The 19,033-nt window shown below is 61.5% G+C and carries 15 protein-coding genes and 3 pseudogenes; 12 read left to right on the top strand and 6 right to left on the bottom strand.

The genetic code is table 11. The annotated features are described in order from the left end of the window. Position 1 precedes the first annotated feature (1 nt). A complete protein-coding gene (lpdA, locus tag ACFQS7_RS27930) occupies positions 2–1,411 on the top strand; it encodes a dihydrolipoyl dehydrogenase (protein WP_380070437.1) in 1,410 nt (469 codons plus the stop codon). 475 nt (positions 1,412–1,886) lie between these two features. Further along, the gene (locus ACFQS7_RS27935) at positions 1,887–2,390 is read left to right on the top strand and encodes a ferritin-like domain-containing protein (RefSeq protein ID WP_380070438.1); all 504 of its coding nucleotides are present in this window, start codon (positions 1,887–1,889) and stop codon (positions 2,388–2,390) included. Positions 2,391–2,465: 75 nt separating this feature from the next. Here ACFQS7_RS27935 and ACFQS7_RS27940 read toward each other — a convergent pair whose 3' ends face one another. Together ACFQS7_RS27940 and ACFQS7_RS27945 are read right to left on the bottom strand one after the other, a co-directional pair. Then, the gene (locus ACFQS7_RS27940; RefSeq protein WP_380070439.1) at positions 2,466–2,933 is read right to left on the bottom strand and encodes an H-NS family nucleoid-associated regulatory protein; all 468 of its coding nucleotides are present in this window, start codon (positions 2,931–2,933) and stop codon (positions 2,466–2,468) included. A 44-nt stretch (positions 2,934–2,977) separates the two neighbouring features. Beyond that, complete coding sequence (locus ACFQS7_RS27945; protein ID WP_380070440.1) at positions 2,978–3,187, bottom strand: DUF2945 domain-containing protein; 210 nt, start codon at positions 3,185–3,187, stop codon at positions 2,978–2,980. A 698-nt stretch (positions 3,188–3,885) separates the two neighbouring features. Here ACFQS7_RS27945 and ACFQS7_RS27950 point away from each other — a divergent pair. Genes ACFQS7_RS27950 through ACFQS7_RS27970 form a run of 5 tightly spaced genes read left to right on the top strand, consistent with a single transcriptional unit; the run spans position 3,886 to position 7,498 of the window. Beyond that, positions 3,886–4,536, top strand: coding sequence for a recombinase family protein (locus tag ACFQS7_RS27950; protein ID WP_380070441.1), 651 nt, complete (start codon positions 3,886–3,888; stop codon positions 4,534–4,536). A 55-nt stretch (positions 4,537–4,591) separates the two neighbouring features. Beyond that, positions 4,592–5,488 carry a hypothetical protein gene (locus ACFQS7_RS27955; RefSeq protein ID WP_380070442.1) on the top strand — a complete coding sequence of 299 codons (897 nt, stop codon included), beginning with the start codon at positions 4,592–4,594 and terminating at the stop codon, positions 5,486–5,488. 4 nt (positions 5,489–5,492) lie between these two features. Further along, positions 5,493–5,738 (top strand): ABC-three component system middle component 6, encoded by a 246-nt coding sequence (locus ACFQS7_RS27960; protein WP_380070443.1) that lies wholly within the window; start codon positions 5,493–5,495, stop codon positions 5,736–5,738. Next, positions 5,735–6,601, top strand: coding sequence for a hypothetical protein (locus ACFQS7_RS27965; protein WP_380070444.1), 867 nt, complete (start codon positions 5,735–5,737; stop codon positions 6,599–6,601). Before ACFQS7_RS27960 ends, ACFQS7_RS27965 begins: the two co-directional genes overlap by 4 nt. 18 nt (positions 6,602–6,619) lie before the next feature. After that, a complete protein-coding gene (locus ACFQS7_RS27970; protein ID WP_380070445.1) occupies positions 6,620–7,498 on the top strand; it encodes a DUF2326 domain-containing protein in 879 nt (292 codons plus the stop codon). Positions 7,499–7,690: 192 nt separating this feature from the next. Here the strand turns inward: ACFQS7_RS27970 and ACFQS7_RS27975 are convergent, their stop codons facing one another. Together ACFQS7_RS27975 and ACFQS7_RS27980 are read right to left on the bottom strand one after the other, a co-directional pair. Then, entirely contained in the window at positions 7,691–8,026 is a 336-nt protein-coding gene (locus ACFQS7_RS27975; RefSeq protein WP_380070446.1) for an H-NS family nucleoid-associated regulatory protein, read from the bottom strand. A gap of 82 nt (positions 8,027–8,108) precedes the next feature. Continuing rightward, positions 8,109–9,457, bottom strand: a pseudogene (locus ACFQS7_RS27980) (transposase). Positions 9,458–10,189: 732 nt separating this feature from the next. On the opposite strand from ACFQS7_RS27980, the gene ACFQS7_RS27985 reads away from it, so the two are divergent. The 5 genes and pseudogenes from ACFQS7_RS27985 to ACFQS7_RS28005 all read left to right on the top strand — a co-directional run bounded on the left by ACFQS7_RS27985 (position 10,190) and on the right by ACFQS7_RS28005 (position 17,073). Continuing rightward, entirely contained in the window at positions 10,190–11,008 is an 819-nt protein-coding gene (locus ACFQS7_RS27985) for a hypothetical protein (RefSeq protein WP_380070447.1), read from the top strand. A gap of 200 nt (positions 11,009–11,208) precedes the next feature. After that, positions 11,209–11,463: a hypothetical protein gene (locus ACFQS7_RS27990; RefSeq protein WP_380070448.1), complete on the top strand. Its 255-nt coding sequence runs from the start codon at positions 11,209–11,211 to the stop codon at positions 11,461–11,463. Between the two features lie 65 nt (positions 11,464–11,528). Beyond that, positions 11,529–14,951: a hypothetical protein gene (locus ACFQS7_RS27995; RefSeq protein ID WP_380070449.1), complete on the top strand. Its 3,423-nt coding sequence runs from the start codon at positions 11,529–11,531 to the stop codon at positions 14,949–14,951. Between the two features lie 38 nt (positions 14,952–14,989). Then, positions 14,990–15,706 (top strand): annotated as a pseudogene (locus tag ACFQS7_RS28000) (ATP-dependent RecD-like DNA helicase); the annotation flags it as partial. Positions 15,707–15,849: 143 nt separating this feature from the next. Continuing rightward, positions 15,850–17,073, top strand: a complete 1,224-nt coding sequence (locus tag ACFQS7_RS28005; RefSeq protein WP_380070450.1) for a hypothetical protein — start codon at positions 15,850–15,852, stop codon at positions 17,071–17,073. Between the two features lie 297 nt (positions 17,074–17,370). On the opposite strand, the gene ACFQS7_RS28010 is transcribed toward ACFQS7_RS28005, so the two are convergent. Continuing rightward, on the bottom strand, positions 17,371–17,517 hold the full coding sequence (locus ACFQS7_RS28010; protein WP_380070451.1) for a helix-turn-helix domain-containing protein: 147 nt from the start codon (positions 17,515–17,517) through the stop codon (positions 17,371–17,373). Positions 17,518–17,617: 100 nt separating this feature from the next. After that, positions 17,618–18,010, bottom strand: a pseudogene (locus tag ACFQS7_RS28015) (recombinase family protein); the annotation flags it as partial. Positions 18,011–19,033: the final 1,023 nt, after the last annotated feature.

A 19,033-nucleotide genomic window follows, 5' to 3' on the forward strand; every position in this document is an offset into this window, starting at 1 on the left:
CATGGGCGAACTGACGGCCGGGCTGTTCGTGCTCGGCGGCGGGCCGGGCGGCTATTCCGCCGCGGCGCGGGCCGGCGAACTCGGCATCGACACGGTGCTGGTGGAGCAGGGCAGCCTCGGCGGTACCTGCCTCAATGTCGGCTGCATTCCGTCGAAGGCGCTGATCCACGTGGCGGCGGAATATGGTCGCGCCACCGCCCTGGCTGGGGCCTCGCCCTTTGGGCTGCGTGCCGAGCCGCCGAGCCTGGACCTGGCCCAAGCGGTCGCCTGGAAGGATGCCATCGTTGGCCGGCTGAATGCTGGCGTCGCCGGCATGCTGAAGCAGGGCAAGGTGAGGACGCTGCAGGGGCGCGGCGTCATGCTCGACGGCAAGACCTGCCGCGTGGAGACCGATACCGGGCCGCAGACCATCCGGGCCGAGCATGTGCTGCTGGCGACCGGCTCGGTGCCGATGCCCCTGCCGGCGCTGCCCTTCGGCGGCCGGGTGATCTCCTCGACCGAGGCACTGTCGCTGCCGCGCGTGCCGGAACGCCTGGCGGTGGTGGGCGCCGGCTATATCGGGCTCGAGCTCGGCATGGCCTTCGCCCAGCTCGGCGCCGCGGTCACCCTGGTGGAGGCCGCCGAGCGCATCCTACCGGGCTGGGATGCCGAGCTGACCCGCCCGGTGCTGCGCGCCATCGAGCGCCTCGGCATCGCGGTGCTGACCGGCACCGAGGCGCGCGGCCTGACTACGGATGGGGCAGCGCTGCGGGTCGCGGCAGCGGCCGGGGCGGCGGATGGCGCGGAGCAGGCGATTCCGGCCGATGTCGTCCTGGTGGCGGTCGGCCGGCTTCCCTGCACGATGGGCTTCGGGCTGGAAGGCCTCGACCTAGCCATGGACGGGCGGTTCATCCGCAGCGATGCTGGCTGCGCCACCTCGATGCGCAACGTCTGGGCGGTCGGCGACGTTGCGGGCGGGCCGATGCTGGCGCATCGCGCCATGGCGCAGGGCCGGATGGTGGCGGAGCGGGTGGCCGGCCTGCGCCGCAGCTTCGAGCCGGTGGCGATCCCGGCGATCTGCTTCACCAGCCCGGAGGTCGTCTCGGTCGGCCTGTCGCCGGTGGAGGCGCGCCGGGCTGGGCAGGAAGTCAGGGTTGGGCAGTATCCCTTCACCGGCAATGGCCGTGCGTTGACCGAAGCGGCGGAGGAGGGTTTCGTGCGGCTCGTCGCACGCGCCGATACGCATCTGCTGCTCGGCATCCAGGCGGTCGGTGCCGGGGTCGCGGAACTTGCCGCCGGCTTCGCCCTGGCGCTGGAGATGGGCGCCCGGCTGGAGGATGTTGCCGGCACGATCCACGCGCATCCGACCCGGAGCGAAGCCTTCCACGACGCCGCGCTCAGAGCTATCGGCCAAACGCAGCACTCAACGTGAACGCCATATGCCCATTCTCCAAAGCAAGTGCTTGGACAGGGCTAATAAATATTGGAGCTCTTTGACTTTTGCGTGGCGTGGGTCATTTACCGGATAAGGCGGGGTTATGGAAGCGCTGCCTCGTTTGTAGGAAATGGCATTATAGAATCCAGAACGGCCAGGAAAGCTCCGCTCATGATGCCGTAGGGCAGGGGAGGCCATGCCGGACGCTGCGAAACAGGCCGCTCGGCTTATGGCTATTCGGATGCGCTATACAATCAACACCTGTCTCGAGGACCAAGGCTTCGCTACCCGGGCGACTATGGGCGCCGCCACCGGCGTGCCATCGTGCACGTCGACCAGACGATGGCGCCGCTTGCTGTCGGCCTCCTCGGCCATGCCTCCACCGAACCTCGCCACCTGGCAAGCGTTTCGTACGCAGGCGGCGATCCGACCCCTGAACCGGTCCCGGCTGCCCCAACAAAGGAGACGAACCATGGGCTTACTGTCAAAGCCGATCAAAACTCTGGACGACCTATTCGTTCACACGCTGCAAGACATCTACTATGCCGAAAATCAGATTGCGAAGTCGCTGCCGAAGATGATCGCCAAAGCGACGGACCCTGAGCTGAAGCAGGGATTCGAAACGCATCTCGAGGAGACGAAAGGCCAGATTAAGCGACTGGAGCAGGTGTTCCAGATGCACGGCCAGCCGGTGAAGGGTGTCACCTGCGCGGCAATGGACGGCATCCTCGACGAGGCGACGGAGACGATGTCCGATGTCGGCGACAAGGAGGTGCTCGACGCCGCCATGTTGTCGGCGGCGCAAGCGGTCGAGCATTACGAGATCACGCGCTATGGGACGCTGATCGCCTTCGCCCGGCAGCTCGGCCGCAACGACTGCGCAGGCGTGCTGCAGCAGACCCTCGACGAAGAGAAAGCGACCGACAGGAAGCTCACGGCCATCGCCGAAAGCAAGGTCAACAGGAAGGCGGCCTGACGACGGGCACTGCGGCAACGGTCCTTCGACCGTCAGCCGCCGTGCGCATTCTCCGGTGCTGTGCCGCGGGAGGTATCAGACCGGCTCCTTGATCAGGAACTCGTCGCGGCTCTTGCCCTCGGCTTCCGCGGCCTGGAGCCACTTCGGCATCCGGCCTCTGCCGGACCATTCATCGCCGGTCGGGCTGCGATATTTGGCGGCCACCGGCGGGCGCGCGGACTTGGGCTCACCCGCCGGCTTGCGACCGCGCTTGACGGGGGCAGGTCCACCGAACAGCGATCCAAGATCAAGGCCGAGCTGCTCGCCTTCCGCCTTCATGCGAGCCATGAAGTCCTGCTTGGCGCTATCCAGCTTAGCATCCTTCAGAGACTGCGCCCGCTTCAGCACTTGGTTCAGTTCAGGAACAGTGAGCGCTTCGAGCGCTTTCAGGAAATCCGGCTCTGGCTGTTCGTCGGCCCGAAGATCACGCGTTGGCATTTCCTCTTCGGAAAGCTCCGGTTGTGCGACGGGCGGCTTGCGGGTGCTGGTACGAGCTGCGGCCAACTGGAACCTCCTTTGAATCTGGCTGATTAGGCTATCGGGCTAAGCTAAACTTTTTTCAGCTGTTCCGGCTTATGAACCGCCTGCTTACCTGATTTAGCGCTTTTTACCACAACCTGCGGCTCCTCCTTCGTGGCCTTCGCGGTGTGACCTTTCACCTTTGTGGTGTTCGTCACAACTTTTTCCACCGTGCCCTCAGTCTTGCCTTGTGAGGTGTCCCAAGACACCTTCTCGCCCTTTCTAGGAACCTTGGTCATCGCATCGCTTCCAATGGTCAAACTTGAAACGTGCCAGAGAACGACGAGGTTTCCAAACCAGCTTTTTAGATGGTTTGACGGATACGGTTCGGGGCATAAAGACCGAAAAGGTAGGCGGGCCTCCTTGGGCGGCGAGCGCGGTCGCAACGCGCCCAGTGAAAAGCGCTGAACGGGGTAGAGCTCTGGCCGGTAATCAGCCTCATCCTCCAGCCGGTCCGACTCTTATTCCTCTCTAAGCTTGTTCTCTGGATCGCGGGCCAACATCGCATCCCCATAACGCAGCATGCCGAGCACCGTGGTGCCGATATGTTACGTCGTGAAGGGCTGTCAGTTCGAATGGCGTAAGGTGGCCAGCATCTGTCGGAGCTCGGCCGCGCTCGTGTACCAGACCGGCCCCGTCAAGGCCGCGCTAAAGTCAGTAGCAAGGGTGGCGTTCCGGAACACGCGGCGAGCGCTAGTCATTGCCGCCGTAAGGCGCTGGCTCTCGGCGTTCGCCCTGGGCAGGCCATGGAAGGCCGTAAACGGCAAGCCGTCTATCACCGTGCGGATGCCAGGACCGGTGGCACATTCGGACTTCAACGGCTAAGACGAAACGCGTCCCTGCCCCTGCCACCATGAGGAGCTCGGCCCGCCTATGTCCACTCTCCAACGGTCGTTGGAGAGTGGACAAAAGGCCATTATCCCGATACGAAATGAGAATGGCTGGGTTCGTTGCGTACTACAGAGTATCCACTGACAGGCAGGGCCGAAGCGGCCTTGGCCTAGACGCACAGCGTGCGGCGGTTGCGTCCTTCATGGTCAGCCGGGGTGAGCTATCGGCTGAGTTTGTAGAGGTCGAGAGCGGGCGGAAGAATGACCGGCCTCAGCTGGCTAGTGCACTCGAACAGTGCCGCCGCCAGCGGGCAACGCTGGTAATCGCCAAGCTAGACCGCTTGGCGCGCAACGTGGCCTTCGTCGCCTCGCCGATGGAAAGCGGCGTGGAATTCGTGGCAGTCGATAACCCGCATGCTGACAAGCTCATGCTTCACATGCTCTCGGCCTTTGCCGAACACGAACAGCGCCAGATCAGCGTCCGTACGAAAGCAGCGCTTGCGGCTGCCCAGGCTCGGGGCGTCAAGCTGGGGGGGCCAAATCCTGCTGCTGCAGCTGCGCGAGGCCGCGCCACGTTAGAGGTACAGGAGGCCCCGACACGCGCGAAAGCGCTACCGATCATTCAGCGGATGCGAGGGGAAGGAGCCAGTCTGCGGGCAATTATCGCCGTTTTAGAAACTGAAGGTGTGCCGCCGCTTCGAGGAAGGGCATGGCACCCGGAAACCGTAAGAAAAATGCTTATAAGCCGCTCATTGTAACCGCACAGCAGGTAGCAGCGCTTGTGTCTCAGATAAAGGCCCTTATGGTGAATGCATGGAACATGGCGGGAAATCGTCTGCAGGGCAAAAGTGCGAGGAAGTGCTACAATCTCCAAGCCAGCACGACAACTCGCTTTCTGATCTCAAGGTGCTGAGCCCGATGACTAAAACAGTTAAAAGTACAGCACCTAAATTAAAGCGCGTTTATACAGATAAGACTTTAAAGATTATTTTTGCCCTGTCTCGCAACGAATGTGCTCATCCTGATTGTAGTAAGCCTATTATTTCCCCAGCTACTGCATATTCTGGGGACTTAGTTGTTGGACAAATTGCTCACATTTATGCGCTGAATGGCAATGGTCCTCGCTCGAAAGTTGGTCTAACCCAATCACAATTAAACCAGCCATCTAACCTAATTTTGCTTTGCCCAACAGACCACGTAATCGTTGACGGACAGCACGAAACCTATCCGGCAAGTATGCTCATCGAATGGAAATCTCGCCATGAGATGAAATTTGCCAACGCTTTATCGCGCTCCATTAGTGATGTTGGTGCCCCAGAGCTGGAGGTTGCTGCGAAGTCGCTTATGAGCAGCAAATTTTCACCTGCGCCTGGGTCGCTTCTAACAGTTCCGCCGCAGGCAAAGATTGTGAAAAACGGTCTTGGCTCTTCTTCTGAACTTTTTCTTTCTATGGGTGCAGCGAAATCTCACGAGGTCGAGGTTGTGCTACTCAAGGCTTCACAGCTTGACGCCGACTTTCCCGACAGACTGAGAGAGGGCTTTGTTTTGAAATATCAAACAGCGCGTCAGGCAGGCTATGTCGGCGATGAGCTTTTTGCCGAAGTCCTAGATTGGGCAACTGGTGGCAGTCAGGCGACTGAAATACGAAAGGCTGCCGGAATTTGCGTCCTTGCCCATCTTTTCATAATTTGCGACGTCTTTGAAAAGTAAGTCCATGTCCGCTCTGCCCAACAAATATGTGCCTATTGAATATTCGCTGCTTGGCATAGCGGCTGATCTCCTAACCGTAATGCGTGCCAATGACACTATCTCGGCTCTTTGGGATCGCGTCCGGGATGATAGTCGCATTCGCACGTTTGACCGATTCGCCGCAGCCTTAACGCTTCTTTTTGCAGGCGGTATCGTCACCCTTGATAATGGGCTCCTGCGGCAACAGACACATCGATTGTCGCCGTCATGATCCTCAAAATTTGGTCTGATTTGGTTGGTTTTCGGGAGGCTGTTTTCTCGCCTGGCATGAATGTCGTTTTGGCGGATCGGGGCAAAGACTCAGACGAAAACGAAAGCACAAACGGTCTTGGGAAAACGACGCTTCTGCGAATTATGCATTTCTGCTTTGGCTCAGACTTTAGCCGCGAAAAGGTGTTGAACCACCCTGATTTGATCGGCACGTCATTCGGAATCGATTTCCAGCTGAATGGTAATGTTATCCGCGTCATGCGGAATACACGGACACCTAAGCGAGTGGCTGTAACAGCCTCCTTTTTGGAGGGCATACCCGTTGATCAGACAAAAACTTCAGCCGAACTTGCTGAAATTGATATCGATGACTGGCGAATGGTTTTATCGGCCAGACTGACACCCGACTCCAGAGTTAGTGAAGGGAATCGCAAGTTCGCACCAAGCTTTCGTGAGGTAAGTCTATATTATATTCGGTTAGGCAAGGATGCGTTCGTTGATCCACAAATAGCTTTTAGAGCCGAAAGCGGCGCTTCGAAACGGCTGGCTGTCAGCTATCTTATGGGCTTGAATTGGGATGCTCAACGCTCACTGCAAGAAGTTCTTTTAGCACGAGCTAACGTGACTGATGCCTTGAAGGCACTCAAGGAAGCAGACAGCGCGACAAATGAAAGGTCGATAGGCGAACTTGAAGCTGAACGAGTGGTACTTGAAGATGCAATTAAGCAGCGCCAAAAGGCCGTGCAAAATTTTCAAGTCAGGGATGATTACGCAGACCTCGAAACTCGACTAACTTTGATCGATCGAAAACTTCATGATCTGATTAATGACAACCACTCAGATAAAAAACTGCTCGAATATTAGCTAGAGAGCGCTCAGGCTGTGCCGCTCTTTGATGCAACCAAACCCGTCGAGATACTTCGCGATGCTGGTGCAGTTTTTTCCCCAGAAGCTCTTCGGACATTAACAGAAGTTTCTGATTTTCACAGACAGGTTTATCAGAATCGCAACGAATTTTTGCGCTCTGAAATTTCCCATCTTAAAGAGCAGATTGAACAACGAAATCAGGCAATCGAAAGTGCAGCCGGAAGCAAAGGGGAGTTGCTTCGCATTTTATCATCAAGTGGCGTACTCGAAACCTTCATCGAGTTGCAGAGAGCGACAACCGACCTTGGTAACACTTTAGAGGGTCTCAAAGCGCGAATTGAAGAACGTAAACGATTTGACCGACGCAAAGATGAATTGGGCGCTGAAAGCGCTCACATCAGGTCGGTGATGAAACGCGATTTGGAAGATCGGCGCAGCACTGTTGATGAGGCTATTGGATTGTTTGCGCAATATACGAAGCATTTGTACGGTGTGCCGGGAAAGCTTGGCGTAGATATTAAAGAAAGTGGCTATCACTTTGCATTTTCCATCGAGCGCATGGGAAGTGATGGCGTAGATCAGATGGTTGTTTTTTGTTTTGACTTAATGGTTGCCGCCCTGCGCGCTCGCCGGAATGCAAAGTTCCTAACTCTAGTCCACGATAGTAGCCTTTTTGCTGACGTCGACCCTCGGCAGTATGGGCTTGCACTTCAACTCGCCTCCAAAGTTTCCGCAGATGAGGGCTTTCAGTACATCTGTTGCCTAAATGCAGGAGCATTGCCTATAGAGCATTTGGGAGACCTTATTATTGATCAGATGGTAAAGCTTAGACTTACAGATGACGATGATGCTGGGCGTCTGTTGGGTCGTAGGCTTCCGCCGCGTGAACGGTAGAAAATGAGTGCTTTAAACAAGCACCCTCTAATTTGAAGTGCCGGTAATGCAGCGCTCTATCTGTTTTAGGCATGTGATAAACCGGATTATCACGTGCTGATCAGGTATTATTGAGGCAACCGCATAATTCGCCATTATGGAAGGGCGGCCGATCAACATCGGCATACCGCCCCCGTCGCTACGGCTTAAGCCTCACAGTGCAAAGTCATCCCTATTCTTGCCTTTGATCCAACCAGGTTCACGGCCCCGACCTGTCCAGGTGTCGCCGGTTTCTGGGTTGCGATATTTGGGAGCAACCTTCTCGCCCTTGCTACGGCGAGGTTTGCGGTCCGGGGCAGGCTGTGATGCCGACATCAGTGCCTTGAGCGACAGGCCCAGCTCGGCAGCCTTGTCCCTAAATTCTGCCAGCAGCGCCGCCTTGGCGCTTTCCATCTTCTCCTGACGCTTGGCCTGGGCCGCCTCGATCAGGGCGGCCAGTTCAGGCACGGTCAGACGGTCGAGATCAAAAGGCGGTTTCGATTCGGACAATGCGCATGCTCCCATTAGCAGCGTATGGCCTAGCAGCCTGTCGGATTTGGGTCTGCCGGTGGTTTGTTGGGTGGCGAGAGGGTCAAGCGGAGAGCCACAGGCGGTGGAGCCTGCGGCAGTTGTAGGCGATGGCGATCAGCGTCCACTCGGCTGTGACCTTGGCGAGGCCGCGGAGGTGGAAGCGGGTGAAGCCGAGGGCGGCCTTGATGATGCCGAAGACGGGTTCAACGGTCTGCTTGCGGCGGGTGTAGCGGGCTTTGGCATCTGGATGGTCCAGCTTGGCCTGCATGGCGAGGCGCCAGGGTTCGGTGATGCGGCGCGTGGTCTTCGGCTCGGGTGGCGGCCGGAAGTCGTAGGGTCGGTGCGGCTGGGTACGGCCGATGGCGACCAGCGGCTCGACCCCCTGCGCCTCGAGGGTGGCGACCGCCTCGCCTGAGGCGAAGCCGGTGTCGGCGAGCACCGTGCTGGGTAGGCCGATGCCCTGCTCCATGCCGAGGATAGTCGCGGCAAAGCTCGGCGCATCGGCCGGTGTGGCGACGACGCCGGTGGCGAGGATCAGCTGCGAGCCCTCGGCGCAGACCACCGCCTGGGCGTTATAGGCTTGGCGATATTCGTGCGCGTCGGAGCGGCGCATCAGCGCGCTGTCGGGGTCGGTGAGGTTGGTTTGCCGAGTTGATGGCGGATCGTCTTCGGGCGGCTTGGGCGGGCGGCCGCGCCGGCCCGTCTTCGCCTCGTAGGCGGCGCGCTTGGCTTCATACTGGGGCCGGGCGGCCTCGGCTTCTGCGCGGGCCTGGTCTTCCAGCCTGGCGCAGGCGGCATCCAGCTTGGCCTTCAGCGCCTCGCGCCTGGCGATCTCGGCAGGCAGCGCCTGCGGATCGGGCTGGGCCTCGGCGTCGGCCGTTTCGGCGCGGGCGGTCAACTCGGCGATGTCGGCGGCGAGCTTGGCGCGCAGCTCCTTGGCGCGGTCATAGCGCACCGAGCGGATCTTCGAGGCATTGGCGTCGAGCTTGGTGCCGTCAATCGCCACCGTCCCGAGCCGCAACAGGCCGCTCTCGCGCGCCAGCAGCAGCACCTGCAGGAAGGCGCCTCGAAGGCGGCGCGGTTGGCCCGGCGAAAGGCGGCGATGGTGTCGTGGTCAGGATGCAGGTTCGCCGCCACATAGCGCACCCCGAGGTCGCGGTGCGTCGCCCGCTCGATCCGCCGCGAGGAGAAGATCCCCATTGCGTAGCAGTAGATCAGCAGCGCCAGCAGCAGGCGCGGGTGATACTGCGCCTTGCCGCCCGGGATCGGCCGCACCGCGAAAGCCCCGAGCGGCACCCGATCCACCGCTGCCACCACGAAGTGCGCCACGTCGTCCGCCGGCAGCCAGTCCTTGGCATCCGGCGGTAGCAGAAAGGCCTGCTCGCGGCTGAACGAAATGAACCCTGTCATGCCGGCCAGGTTCGCCGATTTCAGACCAGATGGGAATCCGACAGGCTGCTAGGCTATTTTCTGTGTTTGTGTAAAGTGGGTCGCTCTAATCAGCAGTTCCGTGCGGTAATGTGCATCATGAAACCGTGGAGTTGTCTTTAAAAAATGCACTTATAAAGTCTTGGTTAACGGCTGAGTGCAGCGGTCAGCCTTCGAATACGATCCGACTTGATACACTGTGGCCAATTCTGTCTCAGCCGGTCTTGGTTAGGCCGCCGGAACACCGCTGAATCCACGCTGATCCTGGTCCCAGACCGGCGGTGTTGATGCAGAATCAATATAAACCGTCCCAACCCGTCGCGTACCGGCAGGCAGCTCTTCGATGCCGCGGGCCTCCGGTTATGTCTGAGCGAAGACGAGCGCCGCGACTTCCTCAAGGCCGCGGCACTGGCGCCCCGCGAGGTGCGCTCCTTCTGCGGAGTGCTGCACGTCACCAGCTGCCGGATCTCCGAACCCTCGCGCTGACCGCCGACCGGGTTGACCTGGCCGGCCATGTGAGCGTCCTCGAAAGCCAGGAGAAGCGTCGCCGTGAGGTCTACCGGGCGGTGCCGGTGCCGTCCGAGTTGCTCGAAACACCCTCGACTTGGTGAGTGGCCTGCGAGAAGCGCAGCGGCGTGGCCAGATCAGCCAAAAAGTTTAGCGCACCAAACTTTTCTTTTGTGTTGAACCTCTCTCTCGCTCTATGGTCTAGGCATGGCAACCCCCACTGAAGCTATCGCAGCCATTTCCGCGACGACTGGCGTTGCTGAGGATGCTGTCGGGCGGCTGGCCCGTGCTCTGCGCCAAGCAGAAGGCGACCTTTGGCCGCGTTCACAGAAAGGTGGCGGCAAAGGCGCAGTTCATGTCCAGCCGCCGCATCTAATTAACCTCGCGTTAGCCCAAGGTGTTGGTGCTGAGCCGGCACACGCTGCTGCACGGACGCGAACTTATCGTCTTTTGCTGATTTTCCAAGCGGCTGGATCCGGACAAGGCCTCACGCGCTCATCGAAGCACTCCAGAAAGACTTTAGCTTTCGACACCGCGGTAGCGGAGGAGCGTTCTCGATCGTTCAGCAACGCTGTCGGCCGCCTGTTGGATGGCAGGGAGGTGTACGACGACGATCGATTGAGACCAGGCGAGAACCTCGGAGAAGATTTGGAGATCCTGGTCCATTCGATGGGCACCAATCCTATGATGAGAGAGCAGCTGCGCCCTCTGCTCACGGTGCAGGTCATGCGGCATACCCCGGAAGCAAATATACGTTTCGCGCTTCAGCAAGGCGAGCAGATCAACACGTACGCTTCTAATTCGGCCTTGCAAGAACCGGCGCAGCAAGATGTGCCAGGCCGAATCAGCGTACAGGCGACCCTTCCTTATGCGCTGCTGGAAACCTTGGCTGAACTCTGGGCGGATACTCTGAAGGTTGCTCCGCCGCACGAACAGCGGGAACAACCTATCGATTCCTATGGCGCGAAGCACGAAGTCGAGCTGATCCAGCAACTCCAAAAGATTCTGAAGGATGAAGAGGATTAGCCGGAAACCGACGGTGGTGATGATTCCGAGAACAGGCCAGATCCTGCACCACCGTCCCGAAGACGGTAGTAGTCAGCCGCTATTGGCAAGCCACCGAGAATAAGACACCTGCTGCATCCAAGCAGCTTTTCTGGTCACTCGCTCTGCGAGGCAGGCCGCAGCAGCATGGCTGCCCGCTCGACTCAATAGGAAAAACGTTCATGTCGTCGCACCTGATTTCACTGGTTCAGCTCAGCCGTGAGTTGGGACAAGTCGTAGTAGAGCGTCCGCCGTCCTACCGAACGCTGTACAGCCAGATCCTTGATGGGTTCCTGCCGGCCGAGCGGATGGGACGTGAGTGGGCCATCCGTCGCAGTGATCTTCCTCAATGCGCACGCCTGTTGGGTCTTACGCTTAAAGCTCTGCCAGATGCCAAATCCGCTCCAGACGGCAAAACGGGATCAGCATTCGGCTAATTGCGGTCGCTCCGGCGGGAGCGCCCTTTGTGCATTGTGTTGGCGCTCAGTGCGGGTTGGATCACATGGAAGTCGGCCATTCCTACTTCAGCTCGGACATTGTTGTGGAGTTTGGCGATGCGCTGCGTGCTGCTGGACTGCGCCCTAAAGAGCCGCCGGTCATGGATGGCCAGTGGCACCGGGCGCCGGTTGAGGGCGATCGGGGACTTCGAAAATCCGGGCGCTACAAAGGCTATCGGAATGGCATCCGACCTGCCGGCTTCATCCAAAATTTCCGCACCGACTACGCCGAGTCGTGGAAGACACATGCTCCGTCACCGGCAATGCCCCCAGAGGCACGGAAGGCGGCGCAACGGGCAGTTGCCAACGCGCGTGCAGCTTCTGACAAGTGCCGGCAGACACGCCAAGACGCGGTAGCACGTCGCTGCGCTATTGCTTGGGAGAGATCGGCTCCGGCCTCCGCCGATCATGCCTACCTCGCTCGCAAGAACATCGGACCCGTGGGTCTTCGGGTAGATCGCCGCGGCCGGCTTCGTGTGCCAATGCGAAATTTCTATGGCCAAGTTCGCGGCTTTCAGACGATCGACCGCTCGGGGCGGAAGCTGTTCCAGCGCGGCGGGCAGGTCCATGGAACCCATTTACTGTTGGGTGCGGTCCAGCCTGACGGCGTATTGCTCATCGCGGAGGGCCTCGCCACCGCTGCTACCGTGCATGATGCTACTGGCGCAGCTACCTGCGTGGCCTTTGGCAAATTCAATTTCCAGCCAATCGCCACGGTCTATCTGAAGCAGTACCCACGCTTGCGGGTCGGCTTTTGTGGCGACAATGACCACCACCATCCACACCGCAATCCACCCCTTGAGAATGTCGGGCTGATTGCTGCCAAGGATGCCGCGCGGACCATTGGCGGCACCGCGATCATTCCAACGTTTGCACCGGATGAGCCCGGCACCGACTGGAACGACTGGGCCGCGACGCACGGGTTCGAAGCCGTGCGGGCTGCTATCGAAGCAGCTCTTCCGCCGCCGCTGCTTCCGCCGTTGCACCCGCATTTTCCGGCACCGGTACACACGCCCGCCACAGCGACCAACGAACTCAATCGAGCGGTGAAGCGGTTCTTTGATAGTGCGCAGGCCTATGCCAATGCCGCACGGGACTGGCGTGGCCGGTTAGCTGCCATCGACGAAGCAACACCTCCCAAGGCGCCAGGACGGCGAAGTGCGCTCAGACAAGCCCGCGCCGAGATGGCAGACCTCCATGGGCCGAACTGGCGTGCTCTGGGCCGACGCATGCTGGTTTTGTCGCCTGCTGGGAGCGGAAAGTCTACCTTAACAGCATGCCACGTTGCACAGGCCGCTGGCGCTCTGGGTACTGTTTGGTTTGCAGTGCCGCGGATCGAGAATGCTGAAGCTATTGCCGTGTTGATCCCAGGTGCTGCGGTGGTACGCGGGCGTAGCCAGGTCAATCCGGAGGATCCCGAAGGCGGCCGAATGTGCCTCCGGCACACGACAGCTGAGGCTGTCGCTCATGCCGGCCTACCGGTCAGTACGAGTCTCTGCGACGATGGGGAAGGCCGCGTCTGCCCGTTCAAGGCAGACGGAAGTTGTCCCTACCAGAAGCAGCGACGTTGGCTTCGCTCGGGTGAGGTGCGCGTCTTTATCGTGACGCACAACTATCTCTCACTCGCGGCCGCTCCAATGCCGCCCCCCGATGTCGTCATCGTCGATGAGCGATGCATCGAACCGTTTATCCGCCAAGATGAAATTGGCTTTGATCGTTTGCTGCCGGATGCCATGGAAAACTGGCAGGCTGTGGGCCTCAACGCCGCCATGGCTTATCGCCGAGTGATGGCCATCGTTCGTGACGCCTTGACTGACCCAGCAGGTACTCTCGCAGGGCTTCGTGCCCGTGGCATTATCGACCCCAGCCACCTGCAATCTGCTATTGATTATGCACGTATGATCGAGGACCGCGAGTTTGTCGGAGACATTTCTCCGACCATGGATGATGCGGAAGTCATCGCGCGCGCTGAACACTTCGTCCGCAGCGAATTGGGCACTATTCGGAAAATGCTGCTCGCCTTGGCGCTGGAACTCAACCAGCCTCGAGATCAAGTTCACGGCGTAGTCTTCAATCCGAGCAAGTCGGTCAGAGTTAATGGCCGGCTGGAGCGACAGGCGCGAATCACCGTATACCACCGGAAGATGCCAGCTTTCGGAGCAAAGGTACCGCTGCTTCTACTTGATGCCAGCGGCGATCTTGTAATCAGTCGCGCAATCTTTGGCAAAAATCTTGATGATGTGGTTGCTGTATGCGACCGCAAGGTTGAAACCATTCAGGTCCTGGATACCACCTTCGCCCGGAGTTCACTGGTCGGTCTAAACACGCAAGGCCTTCCGCTCTCGGGCACAAGCGTCGCTAAAGCGGAGCGCTTGAGAGAGGAGATAGCAGAGGTAATCAATGCACTCGGCCACAAGCACCAGGGCGCATTTTTCCTTGCTTCCAACAAGCCCGTTGAGAAGCTCTTAGCTTCAAAACTTAATGTTGAAATTCTCACTGGCCACTACGGAAATTTGCGAGGGAGGAATGACATTCAGCACTGTGTGGCCGGAGCCACGCTTGGTCGGGAGCAACCGCCCGCAACCGCCATGGAAGACCTGGCTCGCGCCATCTGGGCCGATGATCCTGAATCGCTATTTCTCCCGGGTCACTACGAGAAGGTCACCCGTGGCATCCGCATGCGTGACGGCTCTGCTGTCCCGGTGAAGGTAGATGTTCACCTCGATTCTAGGGTCCAGCGGATGCTCGAGCTTCATCGAGAGCGCGAGGGTGAGCAAGCCGGCGATCGTCTCCGGCTGATCCACAACACTGAACGAAAGACCCTCTACGTTCTATCCAATGTTCCGCAGGACCTAACAGTCGATCGCGTCGTTACTTGGCGTCAACTCGTCCACGAGATGACCGGTAAGCGGGACAATGGCCGCGAGGGCACCGGACGTCGGATTTACGGCAGCCGAATAGTCCAAGCTTACCGTCTGGGGGGCGGAATCTTACCATTTTCGCCCGCTGAACTCGTTCGCCTTTCGAAAGACGCTTTCAACGGCTTATGGCACTCCGAACGTGCTGTACGGGACGATTTCAAAAAGATGGCGGACTCGGCAATAGAGGACCTGTTAGCCGAGTCCGCCGCCTTTCGGCCGGTGCTGGTCCGCTATCGCCTAAAAGGCCAGCGATGCCCGTCAAAAGCTTTGGTATCGACGGGCCTACCTGACGGCCGTGCCGCGTTGCAGGCCCTCCTGGGTAATCCGGTGATATACTACGAGGTTAAAGGCACACATACGCCACCGGATTACTCACAAACTGACCGCCATTCTCCGGAGCATCGATCGCTCGGTGCTGTCGAGCCGGCAGGTGTGATTTCACCATTCCCTGGCCAAGTAGCCTGCCTGGATACCGCACACAGGCCTCAAACGGCGCCACATCAATGAGTTCCATTCGTACACCGGACCAAAGAGTAAGTCATGGGCCCCGCCAAGCCGCCGGCAGCCCGATCGTCACCAACGCCCACCTGATCAACCAGGGCAGGATGCCGGACCTCAACCCGCAGGAGGGCTCGGACTTCTACTTCGTCGAGGTGGCCGACCCGGAAACCGGGCTGGAGAAGCTCCTGGCCATGGTCCGCGACCGCATCCCCCGGCGCTTTGGGCTCGACCCGTTCCGCGACGTGCAGGTGCTCTGCCCGATGAACCGCGGCGGGCTCGGGGCGCGGTCGCTCAACATCGCGCTGCAGAAGGCGCTGAACCCGCCGGGCGAGGTCCGGGTGGAGCGCTTCGGCTGGACCTTCGGCCCCGGCGACAAGGTCATGCAGGTGGCCAACGACCACCCACGCGAGGTCTACAACGGCGACCTCGGCATCGTCCGCCGGATCGACCTGGAAGACGGCGAGCTGGTGGTCGACTACGAGGGCCGGGAGATCGCCTACGGCTTCGGTGAGCTGGACGAACTCGTCCTCGCCTATGCCACCACCGTCCACAAGAGCCAGGGCTCGGAGTACCCGGCCGTGGTCATCCCGGTCACCACCCAGCACTACCCCATGCTCCAGCGCAACCTGATCTACACCGCCGTGACCCGGGGCAAGCGGCTGGTGGTGCTGGTCGGTCAGCGCAAGGCGCTGTCGATCGCCGTCCGTGGCCAGCAGACCCGCCGCCGCTGGTCGAAGCTGCAGGAATGGCTTCAGGGCTGAACGCGCCCTGCCGACCGCCACACAATCCATACCAAATGCGTGATCATATCCGTATGATCTATACATCTTTGATCGAGACTGGGCCGTTGAAGCCCGGAGGGCGTGTCGATGCCGTTCCACCTCCTTCACCGTATGCGGGTTCGTTGAGCATGGCCCTCTCCTCTGCTCAGCGGGATGCCATCCGAACCGAATACCAAAACGGCGCCTTCGTTCGGGCTTTGGCCCGAAGTCATGGCGTGCACGAGAGCAGCATCCGTGAGATGGCCAGCAAGCGTGGCTGGACGCGTGATCTGCAAGCGACCGAGCGCATCCGCCAGGCAAATCAGCCAAAGGGTCTGGACGGCATCGCTGGCAGGTATTTCCCGCGCCGGCCAACACACTGGCGCCCCGTTCCCCGCTACATGAGCTACTGGCACGAGGCAATGCCGCCGGAAGTGGTCGAGAGGATCGAGGGCACCCGCATCGCGGTCGAGCGGTATGAGGCCGGGGCCAGGGCAGAGATCGACCGTGTGGCAGAGCGGGCCCGCGCGGAGATCGACGAGCTGGTCATCAAGGGCAAGGCCGATGCAGTTGCCAAGGCCAATGCCGATGATCTCGCCCGTGCCGAGAAGCTTGACCAGATCTTTCGACGGCTATGCGACCTGCTCGAGGAAGCCCTGCAGCTTCCGAAGGACGAGGCCGACAAGGCGCGGCAGGCTGCCGCCCTGGCAGCCTTGCTACCCACCCGCCGTGACCGCCTGTCGGCCTACCTCCTGCAAGTCGGGAAGCTGGCGGTGCAGATCCAGGCCGTTAGCCGCCGGGCACTCGGGCTCGACAGGCTGCCTGCGGAGCCGGCGCCGCCCCGCCCGGCCGAGAAACCCGCGGCCAAGCCGCCCAAGAACTTCGATTCGGCGTTCTTTCAAAGCCTGACGACGGATGAGCTGCGCACGCTCTGGGAGGCGGGTCAGATCATGGATGGCAAGCACAGACCGCCGCCGCCTTGCATGCCGCCCGACGACCCGGGTGACCGGCAGCCGCCGCGGCCAGGGTCCGGCACTGGAAGCGGCGGTCCTCTCGGTCAGGCCGGCAGCGCGACGCCTCCGGACGCTGTTGCTGATGACGTGCGACAGCCCGTTCCCCCGGATGGGACCACCCACGCGGAGATCCGCCACCCGATGATCCATGGCGAACTTGCGCCGTTACGGCGAGCAACTGCACCGCGCCGCAGTCGTGGTGACGGCTTGGTTCGCGGGGGCGAGAGGGGAAAACCCCGCACCCTGCCCCGCACCCCCGCACCAAAATCCTCGCGCGCGCGAGGCGGGGAACCGGATCAGAACGAGCAAACGACGGTAGGCAGTGGCACCTCTCACGACCCGCGGCGAGGCTGACCTTGCGCGCGAGGCCTGGGTGCCAGCGGTGACTGACGGCTTGGGACACGGGGGTAGGCAGTCGCCGCGCTGAACCGGGCAAGTGCCCGCCGGTTTTCGAGTCGCCAGCCAGCTGGTTAGCCCCTAGGTTCGCGGGGGGGGGACACCCCCAAACCTCGTGCGCGAAGCGAGACGTCCGATGGGCGTCCAGCGCACGGTAGCTGAGCCGGTTGCTTGGCTGCCAGTCAGCACAGCCCCGGCGGTGCTGGCGGCCGACCAATGCGTGTTTCGGACCCGGGCCATCTGCGCCTCCGACCTCTATGTCGGCACCTCGGACCGGAAACCCTGCTCCGCCAGGATACCCTGCACGGTCGAGAGCGCGATCCCACACGCCTGAGCGGTGCCGCGCAGCGAGGTGCCAGCCGCCCGCAGCAGGACGACGCGGGCCCGCACGGCGTCCGGCACCCGAGGCCGGCCAAGGCGCCGGCCCTCGGCCCTGGCCCGAGCCAGCCCGGCCCCGGTCGCGGATCAGGTCATGCTCGAGCTCGGCAAAGACCGAGGCCATGTTCAGCATCGCCCGGCCATAGGCCGTGGTGCCGTCCAGCCCCTCGCGGTGGCTGTAGATCGCGGTCCCGGCACCGGCGAGGTCCGCGAGCGCTGTGGACACAGTGGCGGTCGAGCGGCCCAGGCGGTCGATCGCCACCACCATCAGGATGTCGAACCGGCGCCGGCCAGCGTCCTTCAGCATGGCGTCGAAGCCCGGCCGCCGCTCGCGCGTGCCGGCCCCGCTGAAGCCGTGGTCGTCGTAGGTCGCCATCACCGCCCAGCCGCGACGCTCGGCCACCTCAGCCAGCACCAAACGCTGGTTCTCTGTCGTCTGGCCGTCGGTGCTGACCCGCAAATAGAGCGCGGCACGCTTGGCCATGGTCCCGGCTCCGCCCCGCAATGAGGGCGTCATGGTCCTCTCAGCTGTGCCGAAAAACAATCCTTTGCCGGTACATCGGATCCGGCTCCTGCAGGCCACGGATGGCCGCGGGTTTCAGTCGACCGCCACAGCAGGGTTTTCCGGTACACCACGCGGCGCGATCCGTTGCGATCTTGAAAAATCAGGCCTGCATCCCCATCTATGCTGGATGAGAGGCATGGCCCCTCCGGCAGCCCCGCTCCCCTGAACAGCAACGCAGTCCAACTTCCCAGAGGGTCGAGCCAAAGCCGGCCGGCCGCAGGACCGCACCGCGCATTACCCTTGATGCCCGGTCCCCGTCCCGCGCCGCCCCTGCCCGGGCCCAGGGATCGGACCGTCAGCCTCTCGCCCTCCTCGTCATCGCCCCTCGGCGGGTGTCCGCGGCGTCCTCATCGGCGCTGCGGCTGCCCGGCACCGCGCATCCGGCACTGAGCCGGCCGTCCCTGCGAACCCTGACCCTGCCAGCGGTGGCACGGTGGCGCGACGACGAGACTCCCCCGGTGCCCCCTGGACCAGCCAGGCGAGACGTACCGGCACGCCGCGCAGGACGCGGCGCCGGCGTGGCGCCAGGCCGCGCCGGGCATCACGGCTGGGCTTGGGCCATCACGTCCGACCCGCCGTGCGCGGCGCTGGCCCCGAGCGGGCCCGCGCCGCGGCGTTCGGGCCGGCTTCCAGGCGGAGCCGGCCCTGGGCGGACCACTCGACATGACCAACGGTCCCCTTGGCCCGGCAGCCGCCTCCGGCGGCCTGCCGGACCGAACGCTTGTCCACCCCTCCTCTCCAGCCCGTCTCGGCAGCTCCGAGCCGACCGCAGCGGTCCCTTGAGCAAGGCCGAAACCCTGTTGGAGATCACCATGACCCCCACCAGCACCCTCAGCTACCAGGGCACCCCCATCCGCCTCCGCGGCGCCATGCTGAACCTGACCGACATGTGGCGGGCAGCCGGCGGCCCGGAGTACCGGCGCCCGATCCACTGGCTGGTGCTCGAGGAGACCACGCGCTTTCGCGCCCATGCAG

The organism is Dankookia sp. GCM10030260, assembly GCF_042666655.1.
In the GTDB taxonomy this organism is placed as follows: Bacteria; Pseudomonadota; Alphaproteobacteria; order Acetobacterales; family Acetobacteraceae; genus Paracraurococcus.

Bases quoted from the DNA above. Each gene is read 5' to 3' on its own strand.
- ACFQS7_RS27955 (WP_380070442.1), top strand. From the start codon at position 4,592: ATGGAACATGGCGGGAAATCGTCTGCAGGGCAAAAGTGCGAGGAAGTG.
- lpdA (WP_380070437.1), top strand. From the start codon at position 2: ATGGGCGAACTGACGGCCGGGCTGTTCGTGCTCGGCGGCGGGCCGGGC.
- ACFQS7_RS27945 (WP_380070440.1), bottom strand. From the start codon at position 3,187: ATGACCAAGGTTCCTAGAAAGGGCGAGAAGGTGTCTTGGGACACCTCA.
- ACFQS7_RS27965 (WP_380070444.1), top strand. From the start codon at position 5,735: ATGATCCTCAAAATTTGGTCTGATTTGGTTGGTTTTCGGGAGGCTGTT.
- ACFQS7_RS27950 (WP_380070441.1), top strand. From the start codon at position 3,886: ATGGCTGGGTTCGTTGCGTACTACAGAGTATCCACTGACAGGCAGGGC.
- ACFQS7_RS27935 (WP_380070438.1), top strand. From the start codon at position 1,887: ATGGGCTTACTGTCAAAGCCGATCAAAACTCTGGACGACCTATTCGTT.
- ACFQS7_RS27990 (WP_380070448.1), top strand. From the start codon at position 11,209: ATGTCGTCGCACCTGATTTCACTGGTTCAGCTCAGCCGTGAGTTGGGA.
- ACFQS7_RS27985 (WP_380070447.1), top strand. From the start codon at position 10,190: ATGGCAACCCCCACTGAAGCTATCGCAGCCATTTCCGCGACGACTGGC.
- ACFQS7_RS27960 (WP_380070443.1), top strand. From the start codon at position 5,493: ATGTCCGCTCTGCCCAACAAATATGTGCCTATTGAATATTCGCTGCTT.
- ACFQS7_RS27995 (WP_380070449.1), top strand. From the start codon at position 11,529: ATGGAAGTCGGCCATTCCTACTTCAGCTCGGACATTGTTGTGGAGTTT.